The sequence below is a fragment of the Halocatena pleomorpha genome (assembly GCF_003862495.1).
Classification (GTDB): domain Archaea; phylum Halobacteriota; class Halobacteria; order Halobacteriales; family Haloarculaceae; genus Halocatena; species Halocatena pleomorpha.
In genome coordinates this window covers 18,734-41,259 of the sequence record NZ_RRCH01000003.1, presented here as the reverse complement: position 1 = coordinate 41,259, position 22,526 = coordinate 18,734, and the positions used below count along the sequence as shown (strand labels likewise).

At 58.6% G+C, this 22,526-nt stretch carries 23 protein-coding genes and 1 tRNA gene; 12 read left to right on the top strand and 12 right to left on the bottom strand.

Going from position 1 to position 22,526, the window contains the following annotated elements:
* Positions 1-2 precede the first annotated feature (2 nt).
* The 6 genes from EIK79_RS01165 (at position 3) to EIK79_RS01140 (ending at position 6,319) form a co-directional block, all read left to right on the top strand.
* A complete protein-coding gene (locus tag EIK79_RS01165; RefSeq protein WP_124953307.1) occupies positions 3-995 on the top strand; it encodes a 5-methyltetrahydropteroyltriglutamate--homocysteine methyltransferase in 993 nt (330 codons plus the stop codon).
* Entirely contained in the window at positions 996-2,072 is a 1,077-nt protein-coding gene (locus EIK79_RS01160) for a methionine synthase (RefSeq protein WP_124953306.1), read from the top strand.
* A 118-nt stretch (positions 2,073-2,190) separates the two neighbouring features.
* Entirely contained in the window at positions 2,191-3,216 is a 1,026-nt protein-coding gene (locus EIK79_RS01155; protein WP_124953305.1) for a tyrosine--tRNA ligase, read from the top strand.
* Positions 3,217-3,435: 219 nt separating this feature from the next.
* Complete coding sequence (locus tag EIK79_RS01150) at positions 3,436-4,671, top strand: outer membrane protein assembly factor BamB family protein (protein ID WP_124953304.1); 1,236 nt, start codon at positions 3,436-3,438, stop codon at positions 4,669-4,671.
* Entirely contained in the window at positions 4,668-5,084 is a 417-nt protein-coding gene (locus EIK79_RS01145; RefSeq protein ID WP_124953303.1) for a hypothetical protein, read from the top strand. Before EIK79_RS01150 ends, EIK79_RS01145 begins: the two co-directional genes overlap by 4 nt.
* Before the next feature lie 65 nt (positions 5,085-5,149).
* A complete protein-coding gene (locus tag EIK79_RS01140) occupies positions 5,150-6,319 on the top strand; it encodes a pyridoxal-phosphate-dependent aminotransferase family protein (RefSeq protein ID WP_124953302.1) in 1,170 nt (389 codons plus the stop codon).
* Between the two features lie 3 nt (positions 6,320-6,322).
* Here EIK79_RS01140 and EIK79_RS01135 read toward each other — a convergent pair whose 3' ends face one another.
* The 9 genes from EIK79_RS01135 to EIK79_RS01095 all read right to left on the bottom strand — a co-directional run bounded on the left by EIK79_RS01135 (position 6,323) and on the right by EIK79_RS01095 (position 15,911).
* A complete protein-coding gene (locus tag EIK79_RS01135) occupies positions 6,323-7,297 on the bottom strand; it encodes a Gfo/Idh/MocA family protein (protein WP_124953301.1) in 975 nt (324 codons plus the stop codon).
* A gap of 56 nt (positions 7,298-7,353) precedes the next feature.
* The gene (locus tag EIK79_RS01130; protein ID WP_124953300.1) at positions 7,354-8,163 is read right to left on the bottom strand and encodes a CBS domain-containing ParB/RepB/Spo0J family partition protein; all 810 of its coding nucleotides are present in this window, start codon (positions 8,161-8,163) and stop codon (positions 7,354-7,356) included.
* 75 nt (positions 8,164-8,238) lie between these two features.
* A complete protein-coding gene (locus tag EIK79_RS01125; protein ID WP_185715468.1) occupies positions 8,239-9,714 on the bottom strand; it encodes a DHHA1 domain-containing protein in 1,476 nt (491 codons plus the stop codon).
* Between the two features lie 107 nt (positions 9,715-9,821).
* Entirely contained in the window at positions 9,822-11,264 is a 1,443-nt protein-coding gene (locus EIK79_RS01120; RefSeq protein ID WP_233737899.1) for an NADH-quinone oxidoreductase subunit N, read from the bottom strand.
* A 104-nt stretch (positions 11,265-11,368) separates the two neighbouring features.
* Complete coding sequence (locus tag EIK79_RS01115) at positions 11,369-12,964, bottom strand: complex I subunit 4 family protein (RefSeq protein ID WP_124953298.1); 1,596 nt, start codon at positions 12,962-12,964, stop codon at positions 11,369-11,371.
* Entirely contained in the window at positions 12,961-14,985 is a 2,025-nt protein-coding gene (nuoL, locus tag EIK79_RS01110) for an NADH-quinone oxidoreductase subunit L (protein ID WP_124953297.1), read from the bottom strand. Before nuoL ends, EIK79_RS01115 begins: the two co-directional genes overlap by 4 nt.
* Positions 14,986-14,989: 4 nt before the next feature.
* A complete protein-coding gene (gene nuoK, locus EIK79_RS01105; protein ID WP_124953296.1) occupies positions 14,990-15,292 on the bottom strand; it encodes an NADH-quinone oxidoreductase subunit NuoK in 303 nt (100 codons plus the stop codon).
* Positions 15,289-15,642: an NADH-quinone oxidoreductase subunit J family protein gene (locus EIK79_RS01100; protein ID WP_124953295.1), complete on the bottom strand. Its 354-nt coding sequence runs from the start codon at positions 15,640-15,642 to the stop codon at positions 15,289-15,291. The genes nuoK and EIK79_RS01100 overlap by 4 nt, the downstream gene beginning before the upstream one ends.
* A complete protein-coding gene (locus EIK79_RS01095; RefSeq protein ID WP_124953294.1) occupies positions 15,639-15,911 on the bottom strand; it encodes an NADH-quinone oxidoreductase subunit J in 273 nt (90 codons plus the stop codon). The genes EIK79_RS01100 and EIK79_RS01095 overlap by 4 nt, the downstream gene beginning before the upstream one ends.
* Positions 15,912-16,231: 320 nt before the next feature.
* On the opposite strand from EIK79_RS01095, the gene EIK79_RS01090 reads away from it, so the two are divergent.
* On the top strand, positions 16,232-17,182 hold the full coding sequence (locus tag EIK79_RS01090; RefSeq protein ID WP_124953293.1) for a twin-arginine translocation signal domain-containing protein: 951 nt from the start codon (positions 16,232-16,234) through the stop codon (positions 17,180-17,182).
* Positions 17,183-17,382: 200 nt separating this feature from the next.
* Positions 17,383-17,700 carry a hypothetical protein gene (locus EIK79_RS01085; RefSeq protein WP_124953292.1) on the top strand — a complete coding sequence of 106 codons (318 nt, stop codon included), beginning with the start codon at positions 17,383-17,385 and terminating at the stop codon, positions 17,698-17,700.
* A gap of 105 nt (positions 17,701-17,805) precedes the next feature.
* Here the strand turns inward: EIK79_RS01085 and EIK79_RS01080 are convergent, their stop codons facing one another.
* Complete coding sequence (locus EIK79_RS01080; RefSeq protein WP_124953291.1) at positions 17,806-18,216, bottom strand: DUF7548 family protein; 411 nt, start codon at positions 18,214-18,216, stop codon at positions 17,806-17,808.
* Positions 18,217-18,298: 82 nt separating this feature from the next.
* Here EIK79_RS01080 and EIK79_RS01075 point away from each other — a divergent pair, with 82 nt between their 5' ends.
* The gene (locus EIK79_RS01075; protein WP_221621648.1) at positions 18,299-18,670 is read left to right on the top strand and encodes a DUF5798 family protein; all 372 of its coding nucleotides are present in this window, start codon (positions 18,299-18,301) and stop codon (positions 18,668-18,670) included.
* Between the two features lie 32 nt (positions 18,671-18,702).
* Here the strand turns inward: EIK79_RS01075 and EIK79_RS01070 are convergent, their stop codons facing one another.
* Together EIK79_RS01070 and EIK79_RS01065 are read right to left on the bottom strand one after the other, a co-directional pair.
* Complete coding sequence (locus EIK79_RS01070) at positions 18,703-19,116, bottom strand: CoA-binding protein (RefSeq protein WP_124953290.1); 414 nt, start codon at positions 19,114-19,116, stop codon at positions 18,703-18,705.
* A 48-nt stretch (positions 19,117-19,164) separates the two neighbouring features.
* The gene (locus tag EIK79_RS01065) at positions 19,165-19,998 is read right to left on the bottom strand and encodes a geranylgeranylglycerol-phosphate geranylgeranyltransferase (protein ID WP_124953289.1); all 834 of its coding nucleotides are present in this window, start codon (positions 19,996-19,998) and stop codon (positions 19,165-19,167) included.
* Between the two features lie 154 nt (positions 19,999-20,152).
* Here EIK79_RS01065 and EIK79_RS01060 point away from each other — a divergent pair.
* The 3 genes from EIK79_RS01060 to EIK79_RS01050 all read left to right on the top strand — a co-directional run bounded on the left by EIK79_RS01060 (position 20,153) and on the right by EIK79_RS01050 (position 22,409).
* Positions 20,153-20,229 (top strand) — tRNA-Arg (locus tag EIK79_RS01060).
* Between the two features lie 453 nt (positions 20,230-20,682).
* Positions 20,683-21,609: a MarR family transcriptional regulator gene (locus tag EIK79_RS01055; RefSeq protein WP_124953288.1), complete on the top strand. Its 927-nt coding sequence runs from the start codon at positions 20,683-20,685 to the stop codon at positions 21,607-21,609.
* Positions 21,606-22,409 carry a DUF6036 family nucleotidyltransferase gene (locus tag EIK79_RS01050; RefSeq protein WP_124953287.1) on the top strand — a complete coding sequence of 268 codons (804 nt, stop codon included), beginning with the start codon at positions 21,606-21,608 and terminating at the stop codon, positions 22,407-22,409. The genes EIK79_RS01055 and EIK79_RS01050 overlap by 4 nt, the downstream gene beginning before the upstream one ends.
* The last annotated feature ends 117 nt before the right edge of the window (positions 22,410-22,526 follow it).

Here is a 22,526-nt window from a genome sequence, read left to right as displayed (position 1 = left end):
CAATGGTGAACGTAGTCGCATCCACGCCGGGGTTGTTCCCGCTCCCGGATCCGGCAAAAACGGAGCTGTCGGATCTGAAAGGTCATCAGAAGAGTGATCTAGTCGACGGTGAGGAGGGTACAGACGTTTCTGCGGTGTACGACCGCGTCCGGACCGAACTGGTCGAGCGCCAGCAGGCGGCGGGTCTCGATCGGATTGTTGAGGGGCAGGCGCGCTGGGACGACATGCTCGCCCACCCGTTGACTGTCCACGACAACGTCGAGACAGGGGGAATCGTTCGGTACTACGACAACAACAATTTCTATCGGGAGCCGGTCGTTACCGGCGAGTTGACCGAAAGCGGAGATATGGCGGCTGACCTCGCCAGTGTCGGAGATGTCGATGGGTTGCAGGCGGTCGTTCCGGGACCGTACTCGCTTTCTAAGCTTTCGAGCGACGAGTATTATCGAGATGAAGCAGAGTTTCTTGGCGCGCTGGCGGAGTTCCTTGCTGGAGAGATCGAATCGTTCCCGTCGGTCGAAACGCTGTTCGTTCTTGAACCATCGCTGGTCGAAACGCCACCAGGGGACGGACAGGACGCCGCAGCAAGCGAAGCGATCGACACGGTAGCGGACGCGATCGACACAGACGTTGTCGTGCAAACGTATTTCGGCGCGCTGCCCGAGAAGGTCCACGCCCACCTACTCGACGCCGACATCGACGCTGTGGGGTACGACTTCGTGACCGACCACGAAGAATCGTTGTACAACATCAACGAATACGGAACGAAAGACGACATCGCACTCGGCGTCGTCGACGGGCAGAACACCCGCGTGGAGACAGTTGGAACGATCCGCGAGCGGATCGAGTGGGTCCAAGAGAGCACCCCAGGAGCCGACTTCGAGACGGTGTACGCGACGCCCAACACTGGGCTGTTTTATCTGCCCGTGAACCGTTTTGAGGAGAAACTGGACGCGCTTGGCGAGGCAGCGACCACTGAGGAGGTGCACGCATAGATGACTGACACACGCGAACAGTTCAGACCGGAGGGCCACCCGAACGATCACTTCCTGCTGACGACTGTCGTCGGAAGCTACCCGAAACCGAAATGGCTCAACCGTGTTCGGGAACTCTACGAGGATGAACTGGACTGTGACGCAGAATTCGACCGACAGCAGTGGCAGGGAGCCACAGACGACGCTGCGCGAATCATCACCGACGAACACGAACGCGCCGGACTCGATGTCGTCGTCGACGGCGAAATGCGCCGTACCGAGATGGTCGAGTACTTCGCTGAACGGATCGAAGGATACGAGTTCAACGGTCCGGTGAAGGTCTGGGGACACAACTACTTCGACAAACCCTCGATCACGCGCGATGTCGAGTACGACGAACCGTGGCTGGTCGACGAATTCACGTTCACTGACGGCGTCGCTGACCGGCCCGTCAAAGTGCCGATCACGGGACCGTACACGCTCGCCAACTGGAGTTTCAACGAGACGGAAAAAACTGAGGAGCAACTGGCGTACGACGTGGCCGAGTTGGTCAACGAAGAGATTGGGCGACTCGTCGATGCCGGCGCGCGGTATATCCAGATCGACGAACCCGCGCTTGCGACCACGCCGAACGACCACGCCATCGTCGGGGAGTGTTTAGAAACCATTGCTGGGGGGATCCCTGAGAACGTTCGGCTGGGGCTGCACGTCTGTTATGGGGATTACTCGCGCATTTACCCCGAAATCCTTGAGTATCCTGTCCACGAGTACGATCTCGAACTTGCTAACGGCGACTACGATCAACTGTCGGTGTTCAAAGAGACGGAGTTCACGAAAGACCTCGCGTTGGGCGTCGTTGACGTTCACACTGGCTCGGTCGAATCCGTCTCGGAAATCAAAGCGAACATCAAGAAGGGATTAGAAGTCGTGCCGCCTGAGCAGCTCACCATCAGTCCAGACTGTGGGTTGAAACTGCTCCCGCGGGAGATCGCCTACGGCAAAATGGAGAACATGGTCGCAGCGGCCCGCGAGATCGAGCAGGAACTGGACGCCGGAACGATCGACGTGAGTGCACCCATAGCGAGTGCCGACGACTGAGAGCGGACGAAACCGTGGGATCTGTCTCCCGCCGGGCAGCTTGACGCGGTGGTGTGGCAGGATCACTCCCATGCGTTCGTAGCGAACCATTTATTCGACCCACGAAGAAAGCGAGGGCATGGACACCGCCGAGCGGCGGGCGCTCATGACCCGCTACACGGAGGAGATCGTTACTGAGGAGGAACTCGATGAGTTGTTGGCCCGTGAGCAGCCGACCGTGTACATCGGCTACGCGCCGACTGGCGAGATGCACATCGGCCATTTTACCACGATCCGGAAGCTCGCGGATTTCATTCGGGCAGGATTCGACGTGACGGTGTTGATTGCGGATCTCCACGCTCACTTAGACGATGAAAAGAGTCCCTTCGAGCTACTCGACGCTAGGTCACGGTACTACCGGACGGCGATCAAGGCGATGATCGAGACCGCTGGCGCGTCGGCCGACCAGCTCACGTTCGTGCGCGGGAGCGAGTTCGAACTCGATTCGGAGTACACCCTCGAACTCCTCCAGATGGCGGCCGACACGACGATCAAGCGCGCCCAACGCGCTGGCAGCGAAGTCGTCCGCCAGAGCGAGAATCCGAAGCTCGGCGGCGTGCTCTACTCGCTGATGCAGTCGCTCGATGTCGCGGCGCTTGAGGCCGACGTGGCTTACGGTGGCATCGATCAGCGAGGGATCTACATGCTGTCTCGGGAGTTGCTCCCTGAGTGGGGCTATGAGAAGCCGGTGTGTGCGTTCGCGCCGCTGCTGTCGGGACTCTCGGGCGGGAAGATGAGCGCCTCGGACGAATCCTCGAAAGTGGGCCTGACGGACGATCCCGAAGCGGTCCAAGAGAAGTTGAACCAAGCGTACTGTCCACAAGGTGAGACGGAGGACAACGGCGTGCTTGAATACGTCCGGTACCTCCTCTTCCCGGTGCTCGAAGAGCGCGGCGAATCCTTCCACATCGAGCGCCCTGAGAAGTTCGGCGGCGACCTCGTGTATGAGAGCTACGACGAACTCGAAGCGGATTTCCTCAGTGAGGAACTCCACCCACAGGATCTGAAAAACGCTGCTGCAGGCGAGATTGCCGAGATCATCGCTCCTGTCGGTGACGCGCTGCGAGACGATCCCGAGCTGCTCGAAACGGCCTATCCTGAGTGATCGGTTGAGTCCATTCTAAGATCGCAGCAAACTGACAGCGGTCACGGTTTGTCTCCGGAGCTTCCGTCGATCGCCATCTCACGCTCAAACTGAGCAGCCCTATCCAGAGAAAGCGGCCCGACGAGCCGTTTCATGATTGCAGCGTTTCTTTCGGCGTTCTTGTCTGTCTACCTATAATAGAAGATAAACAGATAATACAATAGAACAAGAGATCAATACATGCCCAGAGAACGGTCTCCGATCACCCGGCGCAAGGCCCTCGCGGCCGGTCTCAGCGCGGCCATCGGAAGCGTTGCGCTCCCTCGGCAGTGGTTTATGGAGTCTGTCGAATCTACGGAGTCGGTCGAACGTCCCGCGTGGCCGATGGAACGACACGATCCGGCACGAACCGGAGACACGCAGGCTGATGGTCCCACAGAAAAGCCGGCCGTCGCGTGGCAAACCACGTTCGAAGACACGGATTCGTCGTTTCGAGGACCCGTTTGTTCGGAAGAGCAGATATATCTCTCGACGTACGACAAGCTGCTCGCGGTTGATGCAGAAACTGGAGAACGACAGTGGCAGACGAACAGACTTGGTACGCTTCCATGGACCGATGGCCTGCATCCGTGGAACGATGGCACGCTGTCGATCCGAGCGCCACCGGCACTCAGCAACGACCGACTGTTCATCGTCTCGGGAACGACTAGAACCGTCCTATATGCTATCGATCCAGCTGACGGCAGTCCACTGTGGGGGTACGAAACGAACTTCAGTCCTGACGAGACGCTTGTTACTGACACCACGGTGTACTTCTCGTCGTTAGGCGAGCCACTCGTGGCTGTGGATGCCACAGCGGGACTTGAGCGCTGGAAGACGGAGGCGGGCACGGGTGTCCACCCCCAAGCGTACGCACAAGGATACGTCGTCGGCCCAGTGCTCGGTCAAGACGGACAGTTCGGTGCTGTCGAAGCGTCGTCCGGTTCCGTTGAATGGACCCGAGATATCGACAACAGTGACCTGAGCCGCGGGCCGTGCATCACGAACGACACCGTCTACTGCGGGGTCGGAACGCTGTGTGCTCTGAATGTAGACAATGGATCGATTCGATGGAGACGGACAGTGGCGGAGCCTGACTTCGACCTCAGACCTGTCTCTGATGGATCGACAGTGTATCTCACACTCAGCGGGCGCGATCAGGTTCTCGCGCTTGATGGGCAGACTGGAGACGTACAGTGGCGCAGGCAGATTCACGGACTTCTTGGCGGAAGGACAGCAACACTCGCTAACAAGACACTGTATATTAGCCTTGAACACGGCGTCGCCGCCCTCGACACAGAAACCGGAGCGGAACGGTTTCGCGTGCAAGTCGGGGAGGACCACGTGTCCACATCGATCGACGCGTCAGTTCTTGCAGGCTCTACGCTGTACGTCGTGCTCGACCAGACGCTGTACGCTTTCACCGACCAGTCATGAGCGACGAAAGCGCACTCCAGAACATCCGGAACGGGTTTGCGAAAATCGACCAGCTCGTGACCCTCTGGATCGCTCTCATGGGTGCTATAACCTTCGGTCTCACCACTGTACTTTCTGTCACACTGATCAACGAGCCGTTTAGGTTGCCGCTGTACGCGAGCGGTCTCCTGACAGCGTGTGCGACCTTTATTATTTATTTTTCGAACAGCAAAACGGAGCCGGTCTTGCGGTTTGGGTGGACGACCGCTCTCGTGTTTGCCGTGCTGGCGATGGTGAATGGATCGTTAGATGCACCAACGAGCGGGTCGCTGTACTACATCGTGACAGCCCTTTTGAGCTGGATCGCGGCGCTTGCGATCGGCTGTGTCGCCGTCTGGACCGACGACTGGCGGGAACTCCGTCCGTGGGGATAGCTCCAGAAACGGCGAGGATTGTGAGAAAAGGCGGTGCTTATCCCTTCGAGGGGGTAGGTGTGAGTATGTCGGAGGAGTTCCTTCTGTTGAACCCGGGACCAGTACCGCTTACAGACGACGTGCGCGGGGCAATGGACGAACCGCTGGTGTCACACCGGTCGACGGCGTTCGAAGCGACCTACGAACGCGCACAGCGCGGCCTCGACTACGTGTTCAGCCAGTCGACACTCGACGGACGGACAACTGGAGACGGAACGAGTCTCATCCTCAACGGAACAGCGACAATGGGAATGGAGATGGCCGTTGCGAATCTCACCGACACCGACAGTGAGGTTGTCACTCTCGTCAACGGGAAGTTCGGCCGGCGGTTCAAGCGGATCGCGGAGCGCCACGCCCACGTCACCCCCGTCGAAGTCGAGTGGGGCGAGTCGTTCGACCTCGACGCGGTCGACCGAGCGATCACTGACGACACTGACCTCGTCACGATGGTCCACAACGAGACGAGCACGGGGCTTCTCAATCCGGTCGCAGAAGTCGGTGAACTCGCGGCCGAACACGACGCGCTGTTTGTCGTTGATGGAGTTACGAGCATCGGCGGCGATGCGTTCCACATCGACGACTGGCACGTCGATGTCGCGCTCACCGACGCTCAAAAAGCACTCGCTGCTCCGCCGGGCATCAGCGCGATTTACGTCACTGATCGGGCGGCTGCGGCTGCCGACGGTGCGTCGGCACCGTTCTATGCGGATCTCGACTGGCACCTCCGGAAATCGGAGGACGACCAAACGCCGTTTACCAGCGCCGTTCCGTTGTTCCGAGCGCTCGCGGTCGCTGTCGAGAACATTCGTGATGAGGGAATGGAGAGTCGCATCCGCCGTCACCGGCGACAATCACGGGCGTTCCGTGCTGGGTTCGAGGCGTTCGGGCTGGATTCGTTCCCGACGGTCGAGGGTCCGACCCAGCTTTCGAACACACTCACGGCGATCGACCTGCCCGAACTGGTGAAAGAATCGCCCGAGGAGTTCTTCGACGCGGTTGGTGAACGAAACGTCTCCATCAGCGGCGGCCAAGCCCACCTGGGTGGCGAGATTTTCCGGGTGAGCAACATGGGGAACCTCACAACCGAGCAGGTGCTGCGTGGCGTACAGACGGTCGGTGAAGCGCTAAACGAGGTCGGCGTCGACTGCTCAGTCTCGGCCGGGGTCGACGCAGCCCGAGAACAACTGGAGGAGTAACGGTTACAGTTCGATCCGTTCGTTCGATTCGGAGCTTCGAACGATCGCGTCGAGAACGGCCATGTTTCTTGCGGCGTCGCGGGCGTCCGTTTCGGGCGTGCGGCCATCAGCGACACAGCGCGCGAAGTGGTTGATCTCCCGTTCGTACTGATCAACGGGATCGAAGCGCTCCGTGCCGCGTCGACCGTCAATTACGTATTCGAGCGTTGCCGCTTCGGTGCTGTCGATGTCGAACGCCGTGTGTGTCTCAACCCAGCCGTTTTCGGCTTCGATCCGGTAATACTGATCCATCTGTGTGTCGAAACTCGATTCGACCGTTGCGCACAGACCCGACTCGTACTCTAAGAGAGCTGTCATGGACGTGTCGACGCCAGCGTCACGGGCGTCGTGTAACACGCCGGTAACGGCGGCCGGTTCACCGAGAAAGAGCCGCGCCGCGTTAACGGGATAACAGCCCACGTCCATGAGACTCCCCCCAGCAAGCTGTGGATCGAGCCGAATGTCGTCCGGTCGCCCACGGAGCGGGAATTTGAAACTCGACCGGAACGACGTGAGCCGGCCGAGCGAGCTGTCAACGAGCTCGAACGCCCGCTGGGTTCGGGGATGGAACCGATACATGAAACCCTCCATGAGGCTCACGTCACGGTCAGCGCAGTACTGTCGTAGCTCCCGGCACGCGTCCGCATCGACCGCGAGCGGCTTCTCACAGAGCACGTGCAATCCGGCGTCAGCCGCTCGCTTCACCCACGTTGCGTGGAGCGCGTTCGGAAGTGGAATGTACACCGCGTCCAATCGGTCGTCGTCTACCAGCGCCTCGTAGCTCGGATACCACTGCGGGATGTCGAACGCGTCGGCAGTCACTTGTGCCGCGTTCTCGCTCCGAGACGCGATCCCTCGAAGGTGATGAGCTGACTTCCGTATCGCGGGGATGACTGATTTCTGTGCGATCCCTGCCGTGCTTATCACGCCAAACTCCATACACGGAGAAGTGATCCGAACGGGTATAGCCGTTGAGAACTCGGAACCGAGCGCGGTCACCGAGAGTCGGATTGAAGGCGGGTTGTCGTCTCGATGAGTGGGTGATGGGCGTAGTCGACGACAGTGATGTCGTCAATGTTCTCTAGTTCGCCTTTTCGAGCCGTTTCGGCCATCCCCAACTCGACCGGCTCTTTGAGCACGATGACGTACGCGTCCATTTCCTCGATCCCGAGGCGGGCAGCGGCTTTCACGCGGTGGTGGCCGTCAGCGAGCAGCAGTCGCCGGCCACCGTTGTCGATCACGACCAGTGGCTCAGCCAGACCGTTTTCGAGTTCGTACACCCGGCCCTCCAGTTCGTCGGTGTACACCTTTCCCTGAGTCGGAATGAGTTCCGACAACGAAACAGTCCGACGGAGTTTGCGCATATCGACGCCGTGGATGTTCTTGAGCGTCTGCACGAGCTTGTCGACCTTGCCGGGAGTCGCCCGCTCGATCTGACTCCGGACAACATCGGCGTTTGAGATAATCCCAACGAGGTGCCCCGCGTCGTCAACAACCGGCAGCTTTTGAATTCCTGAACGAAGAATAACCCGTGCGGCGTCGGTGATGTCCATCTCCGGATGAGCAACGATGAGTTCTTCGCTCATCACTGTGAAGATCGGATCCTCGTCGTCAGCGAGGAGGAGGTCACGCGCGGTGATAATTCCCTGCACATATCGACCGTTGCACACAGGGAATCCACTATGGCCCTCATTCTCAGCGATACGTCGAGCGACGTCAGCGACCGTCTCGTCCGGGCTGACGGTCACGACTTCTCGGGTCATGTAATCTTTCACGCGGGGTTTGCCCCCCTCGCTGTCTTCCATTATATTCGTGTACGTATGTATTGGTTAAATGTTTCCCGGTCGGGACGACGGTAAGTCACTCGTTCAGGTCGGTGATCACCAATAGACGGAACCGGCGCCAGCAGTGGTTCGCTGCCACGACGGCCGTTCCCGAATCGTTTCGAAAAACCGTTCGTCGATGACCGTTCGAACGGTTTCGATCAGGTGTTCACGTTTGTCATCAGTGACTTCCTCGTCCTCAATAACGCCCAAGAATCCGAGCGGGATCTGTGCGCCCGCCATATCCGCGTGTCCACCGGCGTCGCCGATCTGGTCGAACGCGTCGCGGAGGGTCTCACCCACGTCGAGTGGGGTGCTCCTGGTCCGAGCCGACGCGTACACCGTGTCGTCCCGAATGCCGTAAACGAGCGTGGTCGTGACGCCGTCGATGTCTAGCAACCGATCGGATGCTTGCGCAATCGCGTCCCGATCACGAAAGAATTTCACACAACTCGTGAGTACCGACCCCTTGACCGTGCGATTTCGAATCGCGCGCCCGATCGTTTCGAACGTTTCGATGGTCATCTGGGGCTCTTCAATCTGCGCGAGAACGCTCATATCCGCAAACGGCGTGAGATACGCCGCAGCTTCGAAATCGTCGACGGCGATCTCGCGGCTGAACTGCTTCGTGTCGACCCAAATTCCGAACAGCAGTCCGGTCGTGATCGATGCCTTGGGTACGATGTCGAGCCGTTGGAAATAATCGACCAGAAGCGTGCTCGTCGCGCCGACATCGCTCCGAAGATCGACGAATCGCGCTTCGACGGGCTTTCGTGGCGGGTGATGGTCGATGACGATGTCGACATCGGTCCCCGCTGCCAGGGGATCGTTAACCCCCGGACGCGCGTGATCGACGAGCGCAATACCACCGTATTCAGAGAGATCGATCGCGTCGTCATCGCAGCGAAGCAGATCGTAATCAAGGACGTTCACGAGCGCGCGGTTCTCCTGATGGGTGATGTCGCCAGAGTAGCACGCGTCGGCCGGGCAGTTCACCCGTTCCGCGAGATCCACCAACGCGAGCGCGCTTGCGATCGCGTCCGGATCGGGGTTGTCGTGCATCACAACGGCAAGCCGGCCGTCGATGGCTCGGAGCGTGCGGTGGAGCTGTCGAACGCGGTGGCCTTGCCGACCGGCGGAGGCGAGTACCTGTTCTGCGATCGCTGCCCCTGGATCGATTACGCGGTCAGCGATCGATGATAGTTCCGAGCGGATCTGGTCGTTGGCGTTGGTTCCCAGATACACAAGGAGCATCGCTTGTGGATACACGGCTCGCGCAGTGTGTGCTGCCTGGTGGTTCTGGTGTGCGTCGTCGCTCGCAACGAGAATCGAATCCACAGGCGGAGTACGCACAGATCGGAGTACCTCCGGTGAGAACTCGTCGGTCTGGATAGCCGGAATGCCGTCACCACGTAACGTTTCGGCCCGAGCCGTATCACCGACAATGACCTGTAACTCATCAGGGCGCTCATCAAGTGTATCGGCCAGCAGTTGCCCGAGTGACCCACACCCAAGCACCAGCCGGGTTACCATACACTCCATAGTGGAGTCGGCCGGTAAATACTTCTTCTTTCAGTCCCCACCCTGTGCTCATTCGTGAATTGAGGCTACGAAGAGACGAAATAAAAACGAAGTCGCGTTCAGAACAGTCCGCTACCGGCGGTGAGTGCCGGATCGGAGAAGATGGCGAGTGCCGGGAGGAGCAAGAACGTTACGACCGCTGCCACGACGATCGCAGCGTACAGTCCGGTCGGATACCCATCGATGGTGAGGTCGCTTGCCGGCTCTTCGATCCACATCGCCTTGACCACCCGAGAGTAGAAGTACAGCGACAGGGCGCTGTTGACGATCAGTCCGACTGCAAGCACGTACGCCTCAGCATTGACGGCACCTAGCAAGAGGAAGTATTTCGAGAGCATCCCGCCGCCGGTCGGCAGTCCAGCGAGACTGAACAGGAAGATGGACATGGCCGCACAGGCCACCGGCGCTTTCTTCGCGAGTCCGTTGTAATCCTCGAACGTGCGCCCGATGCCCCAGTGTTCAGCCAACGCGACGAACAGGAACGCACCGGTGTTCATGAACCCATACACGAGCAAATGGATCATGCCCGCACTGAGCACGAACGATTGATCTGCCGCGCCCGTCAACGCGCCGAGTGCGATGAGCACGTAGCCTGCGTGACCGATTGAGGAGTACGCGAGCATCCGCTTGACCGTCTCTTGGGTGGCCGCGGCGAAGTTGCCGAGCGTCATTGTCACCAGCGCGAGGATCTGGAACGCCAGCACCCAGTCGATACCGGCGATCGCGTCGGCCGGGAACGCGGTGATGAAGATCCGGAACGCCAACACGAACCCGGCGGCCTTGGATGCTGACGAAAGAAACGCAGAGATGGGGGCTGGTGCACCCTCGTAGGCCTCCGGTGCCCAGAAGTGGAACGGAACGCTCGCGGTTTTGAACGCCACACCGCCGAGAATCATCACCACACCGATTCCCAGCACGCCAGTGAGGCTCCCGTCAATGCCCTCGGTGAGCGTTGCTGCAACGTCGGTGAACAGGAGGCTCCCCGTCACGCCGTAAACGAGGCTGATCCCGTAGGCGAACACCGCTGACGAAAGCGCGCCGATGAGGAAGTATTTCATTCCGGCTTCGACGCTGCCGCGATTGTCTTTGAGATATGCGACGAGCGCGTACGACGGCAGTGACGCGAGTTCGAGGCTGATGAACGCCGTGGCGAAACTGTTCGAATTCGCAAGAAGCGTCATGCCGATGGCTGCGAGCACTACCAGCGCGTAATATTCGCCCTGATACTCCCGGTCACCGATGTATTCGTGACTGGCGAGCGCGATGAGGGCAGTGACGCTGGTGAAGATGAACGTGAAAAACAAGCTCATCTCGTCAACGACCAGCTGGCCGCTGAACAACTCCGTCGACTCGACGCCGGTCACCAGCTGCGTCCCCGTGATAACCAACGCGATGAGTGAGCCGACAACGGTCAGACCCGACAACAGCGTGTTGTTCGTTGAGTCGGGATACACGCTGTCGACCGTGAACAGCGCGAGCGCCGTGAGACCGAGGACGATCATCGGCGCGATTCCCTCATAGCTACCGAGTCCGAGCTGTAACGGCTGATTCGATGCTGACACCGACGCCGTCAGGGTGGTCGGCGTCATGATCGTGGTTGCAACACTCATAGCAAAACACCTCCGAGGAACGAAACACCGAGTCCGAGCATCTCGGAGCCGGTATCGGCCTGCTGAGTGGCCGTGAGTTCGGTCATCGGTCTGATTGCGCCTTCGATCATGTCGAAGACGATCTCAGGAACGGACCCGAGCGCGATGATCAACACGATGAGGACCACGAGTGGTACCACGTCGTGAGCGGACGCACGGGTGATTTCGTAGTCGGTACTCACGCTGAACTGTCCGAACAGCGTCCGCTGCATCGCAAACAGGTAGTAGCCCGCGACGATGACGATACCGAACATGGCGATCGCTGTGAGCAGCGGCGCGTACGCGAAGTCTGCAGAGAACGACCCACTGAACACGAGGAATTCGGCTACGAACCCGGACATCAACGGAAGTCCCATATACGCGAACGACCCGGCCACGATCGCGCCGGCAGTGACCGGCATCCGGTCGGCCAGTCCGCTCATGTCACCGACCATTCGGGTGTGGGTCGTGTTGTAGATGACGCCGACACCAAGGAACAACAGCCCCGAGATCAGTCCGTGACTGATCATCTGGAACGTCGCGCCACCGAGTCCGTACAGCGTGAACGCGACCAGTCCGAGGATCACGTATCCCATCGACGACACGGAGGAGTAGGCAACGATGCGTTTGAGGTCCTGTTGGGCCAGCGCGAGCAACGCGCCGTAGATTACCGACACAACCGCGAAGGCGACGAGTATCAGCGCGTACTGCTGTGCGATCTCCGGAAGGAACGTGAAGTTGAACCGAAGCAACGCGTACGTCCCCATTTTCAAGAGCACACCTGCCAGAATCACCGACACCGGTGTCGGTGCTTCGACGTGGGCGTCAGGCAGCCACGTGTGCACCGGAACGACCGGCACCTTCACCGCGAAGCCGGCGAACATGAGGAAGAAGGCGACCGCCTTCACCGTGTTGGGAGGCATTCCCGCAATCGATTCCACAGCACCGGGTGCTGAGAGCGCCTGCGCGATCGCTGGCAACCCCAGCGTCTGAATCGAATCACCGAGTCCAAACACCAACAGGAAAAAGCCGACGAACATCACTAACGACGCGACGTTCGTGTAGACGAAGAACTTGATCGCGGCGTACTTCCGGCGCGGACCGCCCCACACGCCGATGAGGAAGTACATTGGGATGAGTACGGCCTCCCAGAAGACGAACCAGACGAAAAAGTCCAGTGCTGCGAACACACCGATGAGGCTCGCCTCCATCAGCAGCATCAATCCATAGAACTGAGATTGACGCTCATCGATAGGCGTCCACGCGCTCAGAATGGCGAGCGTCGTCAGTATCGTCGTGAGCACGATTAACGGCATGCTCACGCCGTCCAATCCGACGTGATAGAACAGTTCGTACGGGCCGATACTCAACCAATTGACCTTCGTCTCGAAGGCGAGTGTGCTGCCTTCGAGCAGCGCGTTACCAACGCCATCGAAGGTGGCGTACATGTACAGGCTTCCGATGATCGGCAGCAGGCTGATCCCGAATGACAGCCGCGCTGAGTATCGGTCTGGGAGCAAGAAGATGGCCACTGCTCCGACAAGACAGACGCCGAGGAGCAACTCGATCATCATACGAACCACCCCCCAAGGACGCCGACAGCAACCAACAACACGACCAGTCCGGCTGTGAGCAGCGTCGCGTAGTTGGTGACGTCACCAGTTTGAATGCGGCGAGTGCGGTCGCCCAGCGACAACGAGACGCCAGAAATACTGTTGACAGCGCCGTCGATGATCCCCTGATCGAACGTGTCTGCGCCGCGGGCCACGTTCGCTGTCAGACCTTCTGCGAGCCATACCTGATATTCGTCCTGATAGTAGTTGTTGAACAGCACCGTCTTGATCGATCCGAGCTTGTCCGTGTGTTCGTCCGGGTTGGGAACGTTGTAAAGGACGTGTGCAGCCCCTGCGCCAGCGAGCGCGAACAGCAAGGAGACGGCCCCCGAGGCGACCACGAGCGCCGATCCTGCGTGCACCTCTCCGTAGTTAGCCCACTGTTCGAGCAACGCACCGTAGTGTTCGACGGTGAGCGCCTCGCCACCGTGTTCGAACCAGACATGGAGGAACTCGATGTGTGCCCCGGTCAACTCCGCGATCGGTGTCATGTTAATGAATCCGATGACCGTGGCCAACACGCCGAGCACCACCAGCGGGAACTTCATGTTCCACCCAAACTGATGGGGGTCCTCTGCGACAGTGGTGCGCGGCTCACCGTGGAAGGTGAGGAAGACCATCCGGAACGTGTAAAACCCGGTGAAGAACACGCCGAGCAGCGCCATCGCGTAGGCGGCGAAGAAGATCGGGTTGTCCATCCCGCGGAGCAACGCCTCGAACAGCACTTCGTCCTTCGACCAGAAGCCCGAGAACGGGATGATCCCAGCGAGCGCGAGCGATCCGGCGAGGAACGTGTAGTACGTGACCGGCAGGCGGTCTTTCAGCCCGCCCATCTTCCACATGTCTTCATCGTGGTGCATCGCAACGATCACCGCTCCCGCGCCGAGGAACAGCAGCGCCTTGAACACCGCGTGGGTGGTCAAGTGGAACACGCCAGCGACGTAGCCGCCGACGCCGAGCGCGAGCATCATATACCCATACTGGGAGATGGTCGAGTACGCGAGTACCTGCTTGATCTCCCGTTTGACGACGCCCATCGTCGCCGCGAACAGCGCGGTGAAGCCACCGACGAAGGCGATGATGGCGAGTGCAGTCGGTGAAAGCGCGTAGAACCCGTACATGCGCGCGACGAGATACACACCAGCAGCGACCATCGTCGCGGCGTGAATAAGCGCCGAGACGGGCGTCGGACCTTCCATCGCGTCGGGAAGCCACGTGTGTAGCGGGAACTGCGCCGACTTCCCCATTACGCCACCCAATACGAGCAGCCCGAGAATAGTGAACCACGTCTGAGGATCGAATCCGAACGTGTTGATCCCAACCGTTTCACCGGCGAGGACTTGCTCTGCCAGCACCGGGAAGCTTCCATCTCCAGCGAACGCCGACGTGCCAAACGTCCCGAGCACGCCGACCACGCCGACGAGGAAGAAGTAATCACCGAACCGGGTGACGAGAAACGCCTTTTTCGCCGCCGACGGCGGGGCGTCTGCCCGAAACCAGAAGCCGATGAGTAGGTACGAGCACAGCCCGACCAGCTCGAAGAACATGAACGCCATGAACAGGTTCGACGCCATGACGAACGCCAACATGCTGAAGCTGAACAGGCTCAAACCGGCGTAGTACCGGGGAAGACCGGTCTCTCCCTCGTCGTTCATGTAGCCTAACGAAAACACGAACACCAAAAAGGAGATGAGCGAAACGATGAGCAACATCAACGCCGACAGTTGGTCGATGAGAATGCCGAGTTCAAGGGTGAACGGATCCGTGACGGCAATGAACGTGTGAACGATCTCCAAGTGGGGTTCACCGGAGCTCAGCACCGCGAAATACATCCACGCGGAGAGCAGCAACGATCCTCCTGTCGCCGTGATGCCTGCGAACGCGCCCCTTTTGGGCATGAACCGACCGCCAAAGAGCGCGATCAGGAACGATACGAACGGTAGTGCAGCGATTGCCGGTGCAAATTGGAAGGCTCCTGCCATAGGATTACCACCTCATCGTAGTTGCCGTCGTCACGTCCACGTCATTGAAGTTCCGATAGAGAACGAGGATGATTCCGATCCCGACAGCCACCTCTGCGGCGGCAAGCGCTATAGTGAACAGGCTGAACACCTGTCCCGTCAGGTTACCGTTCTGTATGGAAAAAGCGACGAAGTTGATGTTCGCAGCGTTCAGCATCAACTCAACACTCATCAGAAAGATCAGCGCGTTCCGACGAGTCAGGATGCCGAACAGCCCGATACAGAACACTGCCGCCGAGAGCACGAGATAGTACTGGGACGGAATCATCGACGATCCTCCCCCGGTTGGGGTCCGCCGTCAGTACGAACGTCTCTCGAAGCGACACCAGTGGCGTTGGAATCATTCTCTCGGCGCGCGAGCATCACGGCCCCCGTGAGCGCAGCCACGAGAAGAACGCCGGTGATCTCGAACGCGACGAGGAAATACTCCGACGCGATCGGACCACTCAGATCGAACAGCGCGTACCCGATGCTTGCGGTGATCGATCCTGATTCGAACCCTCGTACTGGCGGGAACTGCGCCGGTAGAAACGCTGCCGCCATGACGGCAAACAGCGCAACGGCGGCCAGTCCCGATAAGAGATGCCGCCCGAGTTGTAATCGTGGTCGGGTCGTCATGATACCGCCTCCTCGATCGGATCATCACGAGTGAGCATGACTGCGAACGTGACCAGGATCAACACTCCCCCGACGTACACGAGTATCTGCATCGTGGCGACGAACGCCGCTTGACGCATGACATAATGCGCTGCAACCGAAAGAAGCGCTATCCCGAGTAAGAGGGCAGAGTGCCACACGTCGCGCACGAGCACGACGCCCAAACTGCTCCCCACCGTGATAACGGCAAACAGCGCGAATGCCAATGTCTCATACGGTGCTACTGCCATTAGTGTCCCTCATGTTGGCTTCCCTTTGAAGATTTCGAGAACGCATGGAGAACAGCCAGCCACCATCTTGACAGACAATCTTTACTCTTGTATCAAAGTCATGACACACAACAATGCATTCCATACGGGCGTTCTAGATGGGAATCACCTCGGAGCATTTATTCTCTACAGCAATATTCACTCTCAATTTCATTTTTGTCCGAATAGACCAGTGAGACTGGTGTCGGCAACGATAGTTGTAGAGATATCAAATTAATGTATATCTAACATTTTATAGAAAGAATACTCTTAAATAATATTTCGACATACGGCATACTGCCATGGTTCGAGAGCAGTCACGCCGTCGGTTTTTGCAGTTGGCAGCAGCAGGTGCAACGTCAGTCGGAATCAGCAGCGTCGCCTCTCGGAAAAGCCGAGCAGTTCCAGCGATCGATGGACCGTCAGTGATCGGTCAGACAGGAACGATCGTCGCTAGTCGCCGTGCGCCCGGACGATGGCAACGCGTCAGTTTCGAGACGCCGTTTGCGCTCACACCGGTAGTGATTGTGCAACCGGTCGGAGCGCGTGGACCAGTGCCCGTCTCCATTCGAAAAGTAACCCGACGCGGGTTCGAGTTCACATTCACACGACAAAACCGCCATGGAGAGCGTGAGCCAGCACGGGTCAGCTATCTCGCTGTCGCTCGGGGCGTCCACGATCTGAGTGGCTCTCTGATAAACGCGGAGGCTGGTTTTGTGGCTGCTGATACGTCCCGCCAGACTGTCTCGTTCGATCACTCGTTTACTGAACGACCGATCGTCTTCGCCCACTCACAAACCCACAGTTCTCAGGCGACCACAACCGCATTGGGAGGGCCGGTCACCCCGCGGATCAACGTTACTGACCCGGATCGATTTTCCGTTCGTCTCCAAGCACAGGAACACCAGCATCAGGTCCAGTCCGAAACGATCGGATATCTCGCATTCGAACCAGGGTCTGGTGTGCTCGATCCACCCATGGGCGCGCTCGATCAGCTGTTGGGCCGATTCGAGATCAGTACTGCTCCGAAATCCGTTACCGATCCGTGGCATCAACTCGTGTTCGAACACGCTTACGACCAACCCATCTTGCTTGCGGGCATACAGACCGAACACGACGCCGTCAGAACTCGTGTCGCCAATCTCGATAGCAAGAATGCAGCGATCCGGCTCGAACACAACAGCCATGCGGCTGACAGTCCTGAACGGATTGGATACGCTGTCTTCGAGAACGAACACCTCATCTACGTGTGACGGAACTGCCATTCGCAACGCAGTGAACTCGGTCTCTCCTGAGCAGAGGAGATCCCACACAGGAACGAATCAAGGAAAATCGAAGGGATCTCGTATCAAGACAAACTGTAACGGGGTTTGTACAGTTCCGAAATACTTTGTCCGTTTTCTTTGTAGAAACATTTGTGTAGGATGGTTCGCATTGATCGTATGTACTAGGCATGGACAATCGAACCAATCCACAGACTGTTGGTCGAATCACTGATCTCCGAGTCAACGACCGTATAGAAGTTCGTTCGTTGGAAACGGGGCGAGAAGACGTGTTTATCGTTGATGGATTCGAACTCAACGTCATCGACGGACGACCGGAAATCACAGTGCAACTCCGGACACCGCACGACGAACCGGGACCGATCGTCTTGTTCAATACACCGGGAGGGATCTGTTTGAGTCCGACCGAAGTTCCACAACGCCAGAATATCGAAGCGGAAGTCGCCCTGTATGAGGGGAATGAATCGCAAGCGCACCAGTATCAGTAACAGGCTCTCGGACTGTACGACACGGGATACGACCGGAAGCCGGACTCCTGAATCGTGTTGAGTCCGACCGCGTCTACCCCGATCACCGTTCGATTCCAATTGCTGTTAAAGTAGGTTCAGTGCGCGTGTGTACCACACCGCACTAAGCGGGACGATGAGCGCGGCGAGAACCACCACGTAGCGGTGGTGTTCGAACGCAGCGCCTGTCGGGTAGGAAAACGCAAGTTGCTCCGGGACGGTGACGGCCCAAACCGCGGCGAAACCGGCGATGAACAGGCCAAAGACGAGACATATTCCTGCAGAGAGTGCGGGATCAGATCGTTGAGAGCGACCAGACGCGAACACGACGACGCAGACGAGTGCAAACAGGCCAGCAAACAACGGGTTGAACGCCCCAGATGTGTAATACGTGTTCGCTGCCGTCGGTGAGAGGATGGCGTATGGGATCGCAAGAGCAAGCACGACTGACACACAACCGACAATACCGATCACGGGAGCGAGACGAACGTCGTCCATACTGTCACCCGGAGCGCGACTGGCTTAATTCTCGTGAAACGGCACCGCAAAGTACACAACCGTTCGGCCCCCCGAATCCAGTATGGGCCTCGGTGGAACAGCGAAAAAGCTCCAGCGGATCGCCAATATGGCCGAAGAGATGTACGCCCGAGTGAACGATCTTCGTGAGCAGCTCAACGGTCTCAGCCAAACGGTCGATCAAACGAACGCGACTGTCGAACAGCTCCGACGAGAGCACGCCGAGACACGTGCACTAGTCGAACGGCTAGCGGAAGAGGAAGGGATCGACGTTGATGCGGTTCTGGCAAACACGAACGCTCCCGGAGCGCAGCGACAGCCAGAGCAACCGCAACCGCAGGACGGTCCCGATGAACGCGATCACGGGCGAGGACGTGGTGGTCGGGGAACGGCTCCCGGATCGTCGTCAGTCGACAGAGCGCCGGGAAACGAGTGAAAACGAAATCCCTGCGTGACGGGAGGGTGCCGTTATCGTACGAGCCGTCGGTGTTCCACTTTCATACAGCTGTCCTGAACGAACTGCCGTCCGGATGACTCCACTCGTCGTCTTGCTCTGTCGTCTCGAATACCGAGTTGGAGCCAGACGGTTTCGACATCAGTGCGGTCAAGCACTTCCATGACGATGCCGTTCACTTCCTCGCTCGGTCGAAATACGTCGACGATATCGATTTCGGCGTCGACTTCGCTTAAAGAGTCATACGCGGTCTGCCCGAGGATCTCCTCGGCGTAGGGATTGACGGGAATGACCGTATACCCGTGTTCGGCCAGATATTTCGGGATTTCGTGGGCATCTTTTCCGGGGGTCGACGAACAGCCGACCACGGCAACGGTGTCTGCGTCGAGGATCGATTGGAGTGTGTCGTCGTCCGTCGAGCGGTTCATACCGACACTACCGCGATCGGAGATAAAAAGCTGTCTAGTGAACAGAAATCAAACTATCGCTCGTCCGGCGACGAACGCCACTGCTGCCAAGAACATGCCGTATTTTATGTGCGATTGAGCCGCGGAGGGATTGCGGAACGCCTCTATCGTTCCTCCGAGTAACACTATATCGGCCGGAATTACGACCGCGAGATACGCTCGGCCGAACGTGTCGTTGAGATACGGAACGGGACTCACAGACACCGCTAGGAGACACCCCACGAGCGCAATGAGGAGGGCCGGCCGCGCTCCGATAGCGATCGGAAGCGTGTTAAGTCCCTCTTGCCGGTCTCCGTCGATGTCCTCAACATCTTTTACGATTTCACGAGTGATCGTCGAAAGCGCTGCCAGGAATGCGAGGGTCGCGGCCGTCTGCAGAGAGCCACTTTCCACCGCTGCGCCGCCGAACAGGAACGTGCTTCCCCCAAGACACGCGACGACCACGTTACCGACACCCGGTAGTCCTTTGAACAGTTCGGTGTAAGCGACGAGGGCGACGAGATCGACCACTGCGATGGCGATCGCGAGCCGTGGAAGCACGAGGGAAAAACAGACCGCGGCGACAAACAGACCGATGCTCAGACCGAGCGCACCACGAGGCGAGATGTCCCCTCGCGGGATGGGTCGATCAGGAGCGTTGATACGGTCGATCTCCCGATCGAAGTAGTCGTTGATGGCGTTGCCCGCACCGGTTGCGAGAACGGTCGCAACGCCAGCCGCGCTCGCGGAAACCGGCTGCTGAACGATCCCCCCACTGACGTACGCGCCGATGAGCGTGAGGATCCCCGCAGCGAGAGCGTTCACGGGACGGGTGAGTTCGACCAGTCCACGAAGCCTGTCCATGCGAGGTGGTTCTGGGGCTACGGAATAAGTAACACGAAACCGATGGGCACCTTCCGTTCCCCTTCACAGATAGGTCTCGGATCCGTTTCGAAACTGGCGATTGGCGAGGTTCTTTTGGTAAAGTTTAAATCACTCCGATGATTCCACCTGAATAGGGCGCTTAGCTCAGCCTGGATTTAGAGTGCTTGGCTTCGGACCAAGCTGTCGGGGGTTCAAATCCCTCAGCGCCCGTCTGTATTTTGTCGTGCGCGGATTTGAAGCAAGGAGTGAAACGCGTAAAACGACTGAGGTTCGAATCCCTCAGCGCCCGTTCGTTTTCCGAACGATTCGAATCCAACAGACAGCAGTGTGGTGTATATAAATCCACCGTCGTTTGCAGCTGAAAGTTCGTTCGGTTTCGGGTCGATTCCGACAGAGGTCGGTGCTGTCGTGCGGTTCGCTACATCCAACTCTGAGGACAACCCACTTCATCAATCGCCCAATGAGTCCGTTGGCTCTGCAATTAATATATGGCCCCGCGCTCGCCGTTGCTTCTCTTCATCCAGACAAGATCGATAGCAGTGTCCACCGCGCGCGATTGCGGGCCCGACTCACAAGAAATGCTGCTCTCCTCGTGGGCTCAGATCCATTCGCTGTAACACTACTCGAAACTCATTTATAATCAGTTTCGTACTATGTTACAGCATGCTCCGGAGCATCGAACTCGACGTTCTCGCCACTGCCGAACGCGGTGACACGATCTCTGACGTCGCGGCTAGCCTTGATCACAGCGAGAGTTACATCTCCCGTGCCATCACGACGCTCTCTGCGAAGGGTCTCGTTTACACGGAGCGCGATGGCCGTCGCAAGCGGATCATCCCTTCAGACACCCGCGCCGTCGAGATCTTTCAGGACCTCGTCCGCCAGCACGCTCACATCGACTTTCCCGAACTGTTGACCGGAAAATGTCTCGACGTGCTCTATCATTTCGATGGGCCGAGTACAGTCACGGAGTTGGCGGCGGCGAGCGGCAACTACCGGAACACCGTCAACCGCAATCTGAAGCGGCTTCGACACCGCGGGCTGGTGGGAACGGACGACGGACGATACCATTTCAACGACGAGTTCGACCGACTCCACGACTTCGCGCGCGAACTCGCGCACCATCTCCATCGCCACCGGCTCGAATCGGTTGCGCCGAGCGGGACGATCCTCTGGAACGGTCACGCCGAATTTCTCGCACAAACCGAGACGGAGATCGATGCAGATGGCTTTCACGAGACCGGATTGGCCCGGTTTGCGGACTATGACCTCCAGTTTCTGTTGACGAGCCACCGCTACTACTTCTATTCCGAAGCGCTGGACTCGGTCTCGCCAGCGGACCTCTGCTGTCACACGCTGCTGATCGACGACGACACCCGTCACCGCTCGTACTGCTTGCTTTTGTTCCGCCGCATCGATATCGAGGAGCCCACGCTCCGCGAGCGAGCGGCCAGATACGGGCTTGAAGAAACGATCGATTCACTTCTGTGCTATCTCGACAGCCACGGCGATGTCCAGAGCCAGCGCCTCCCGGCATGGCCCGAGTTTCAGGAGTTAGCAGCTGACTACGGGGTGGCCGTGCCCCAATGAGACCGACGTTTGGTCGCGAGTACATCGAAGATGAATTCCAGCGGATCGCCGACGGCCTGTCTGGTCCGCTCACGGTTTCCCTGATCGGTGGAGGTGCAATGTCGTTTCGTGATCTCAAAGGAGCGACGAAGGATATCGATCTCGTCATCACCGATGGTGAGGCGTACGGCCAGCTCTGGGCCGCCCTGATGGAGTTGGGCTACACCGAGGTGCAGGCACTCGGCCCCGATTACCAGGCCCTCGGAGCAACGAGTTGCGTCGAGAACGACGACGGTTGTCGGCTGGATATCTTCAACCAGCAGGTCGCGAACAAACTCATCCTTACCAACGAAATGGACGAACGCAGCGAGCCGTTCTTGACAACAGGCGCGTTGACCGTCCGCCTCGTCAGTACTGAGGACATCTTCCTGTTCAAACTGATCGCCGGACGGGATGGTGATATTGAAGATATGAACATGCTCGTACAAGCTGGGCTCGACTTCGATGTCGTCCAGTCCGAACTCGAGAGACAGATCGACCGACTCGGCGATGACCAGTTCGTCACCTTTGCGAACGAAGCCCTCCTTGACCTCGACGAGCGGTACGGAGTGACTACGCCGATCGAGGACCGCATTCAGGCGTTGACGACTCGGTACTACCGTGGGCTCGAAGTGCTCTACGCGCTTGATGAATCGACAACGGTACAAGAATTGGCGACTACCCTTGCGCTCGATATAGAGGAATGTACGGATCGAGTGACGTATCTGGAAGCGTTCGATCGCGTCTCCCGAGACGGAGAGACGGTCTATTTAGCGGAGTAGGTTCGATGCGACGACGGATCAGAGGAGAATCGTCCAAGTGGCTGTGGGACGGTTCCTGCTTGATCCCATGGTCCCCAGCGGATGTATTCAGTGATATAGAGCCGTGTTCTGGTGATC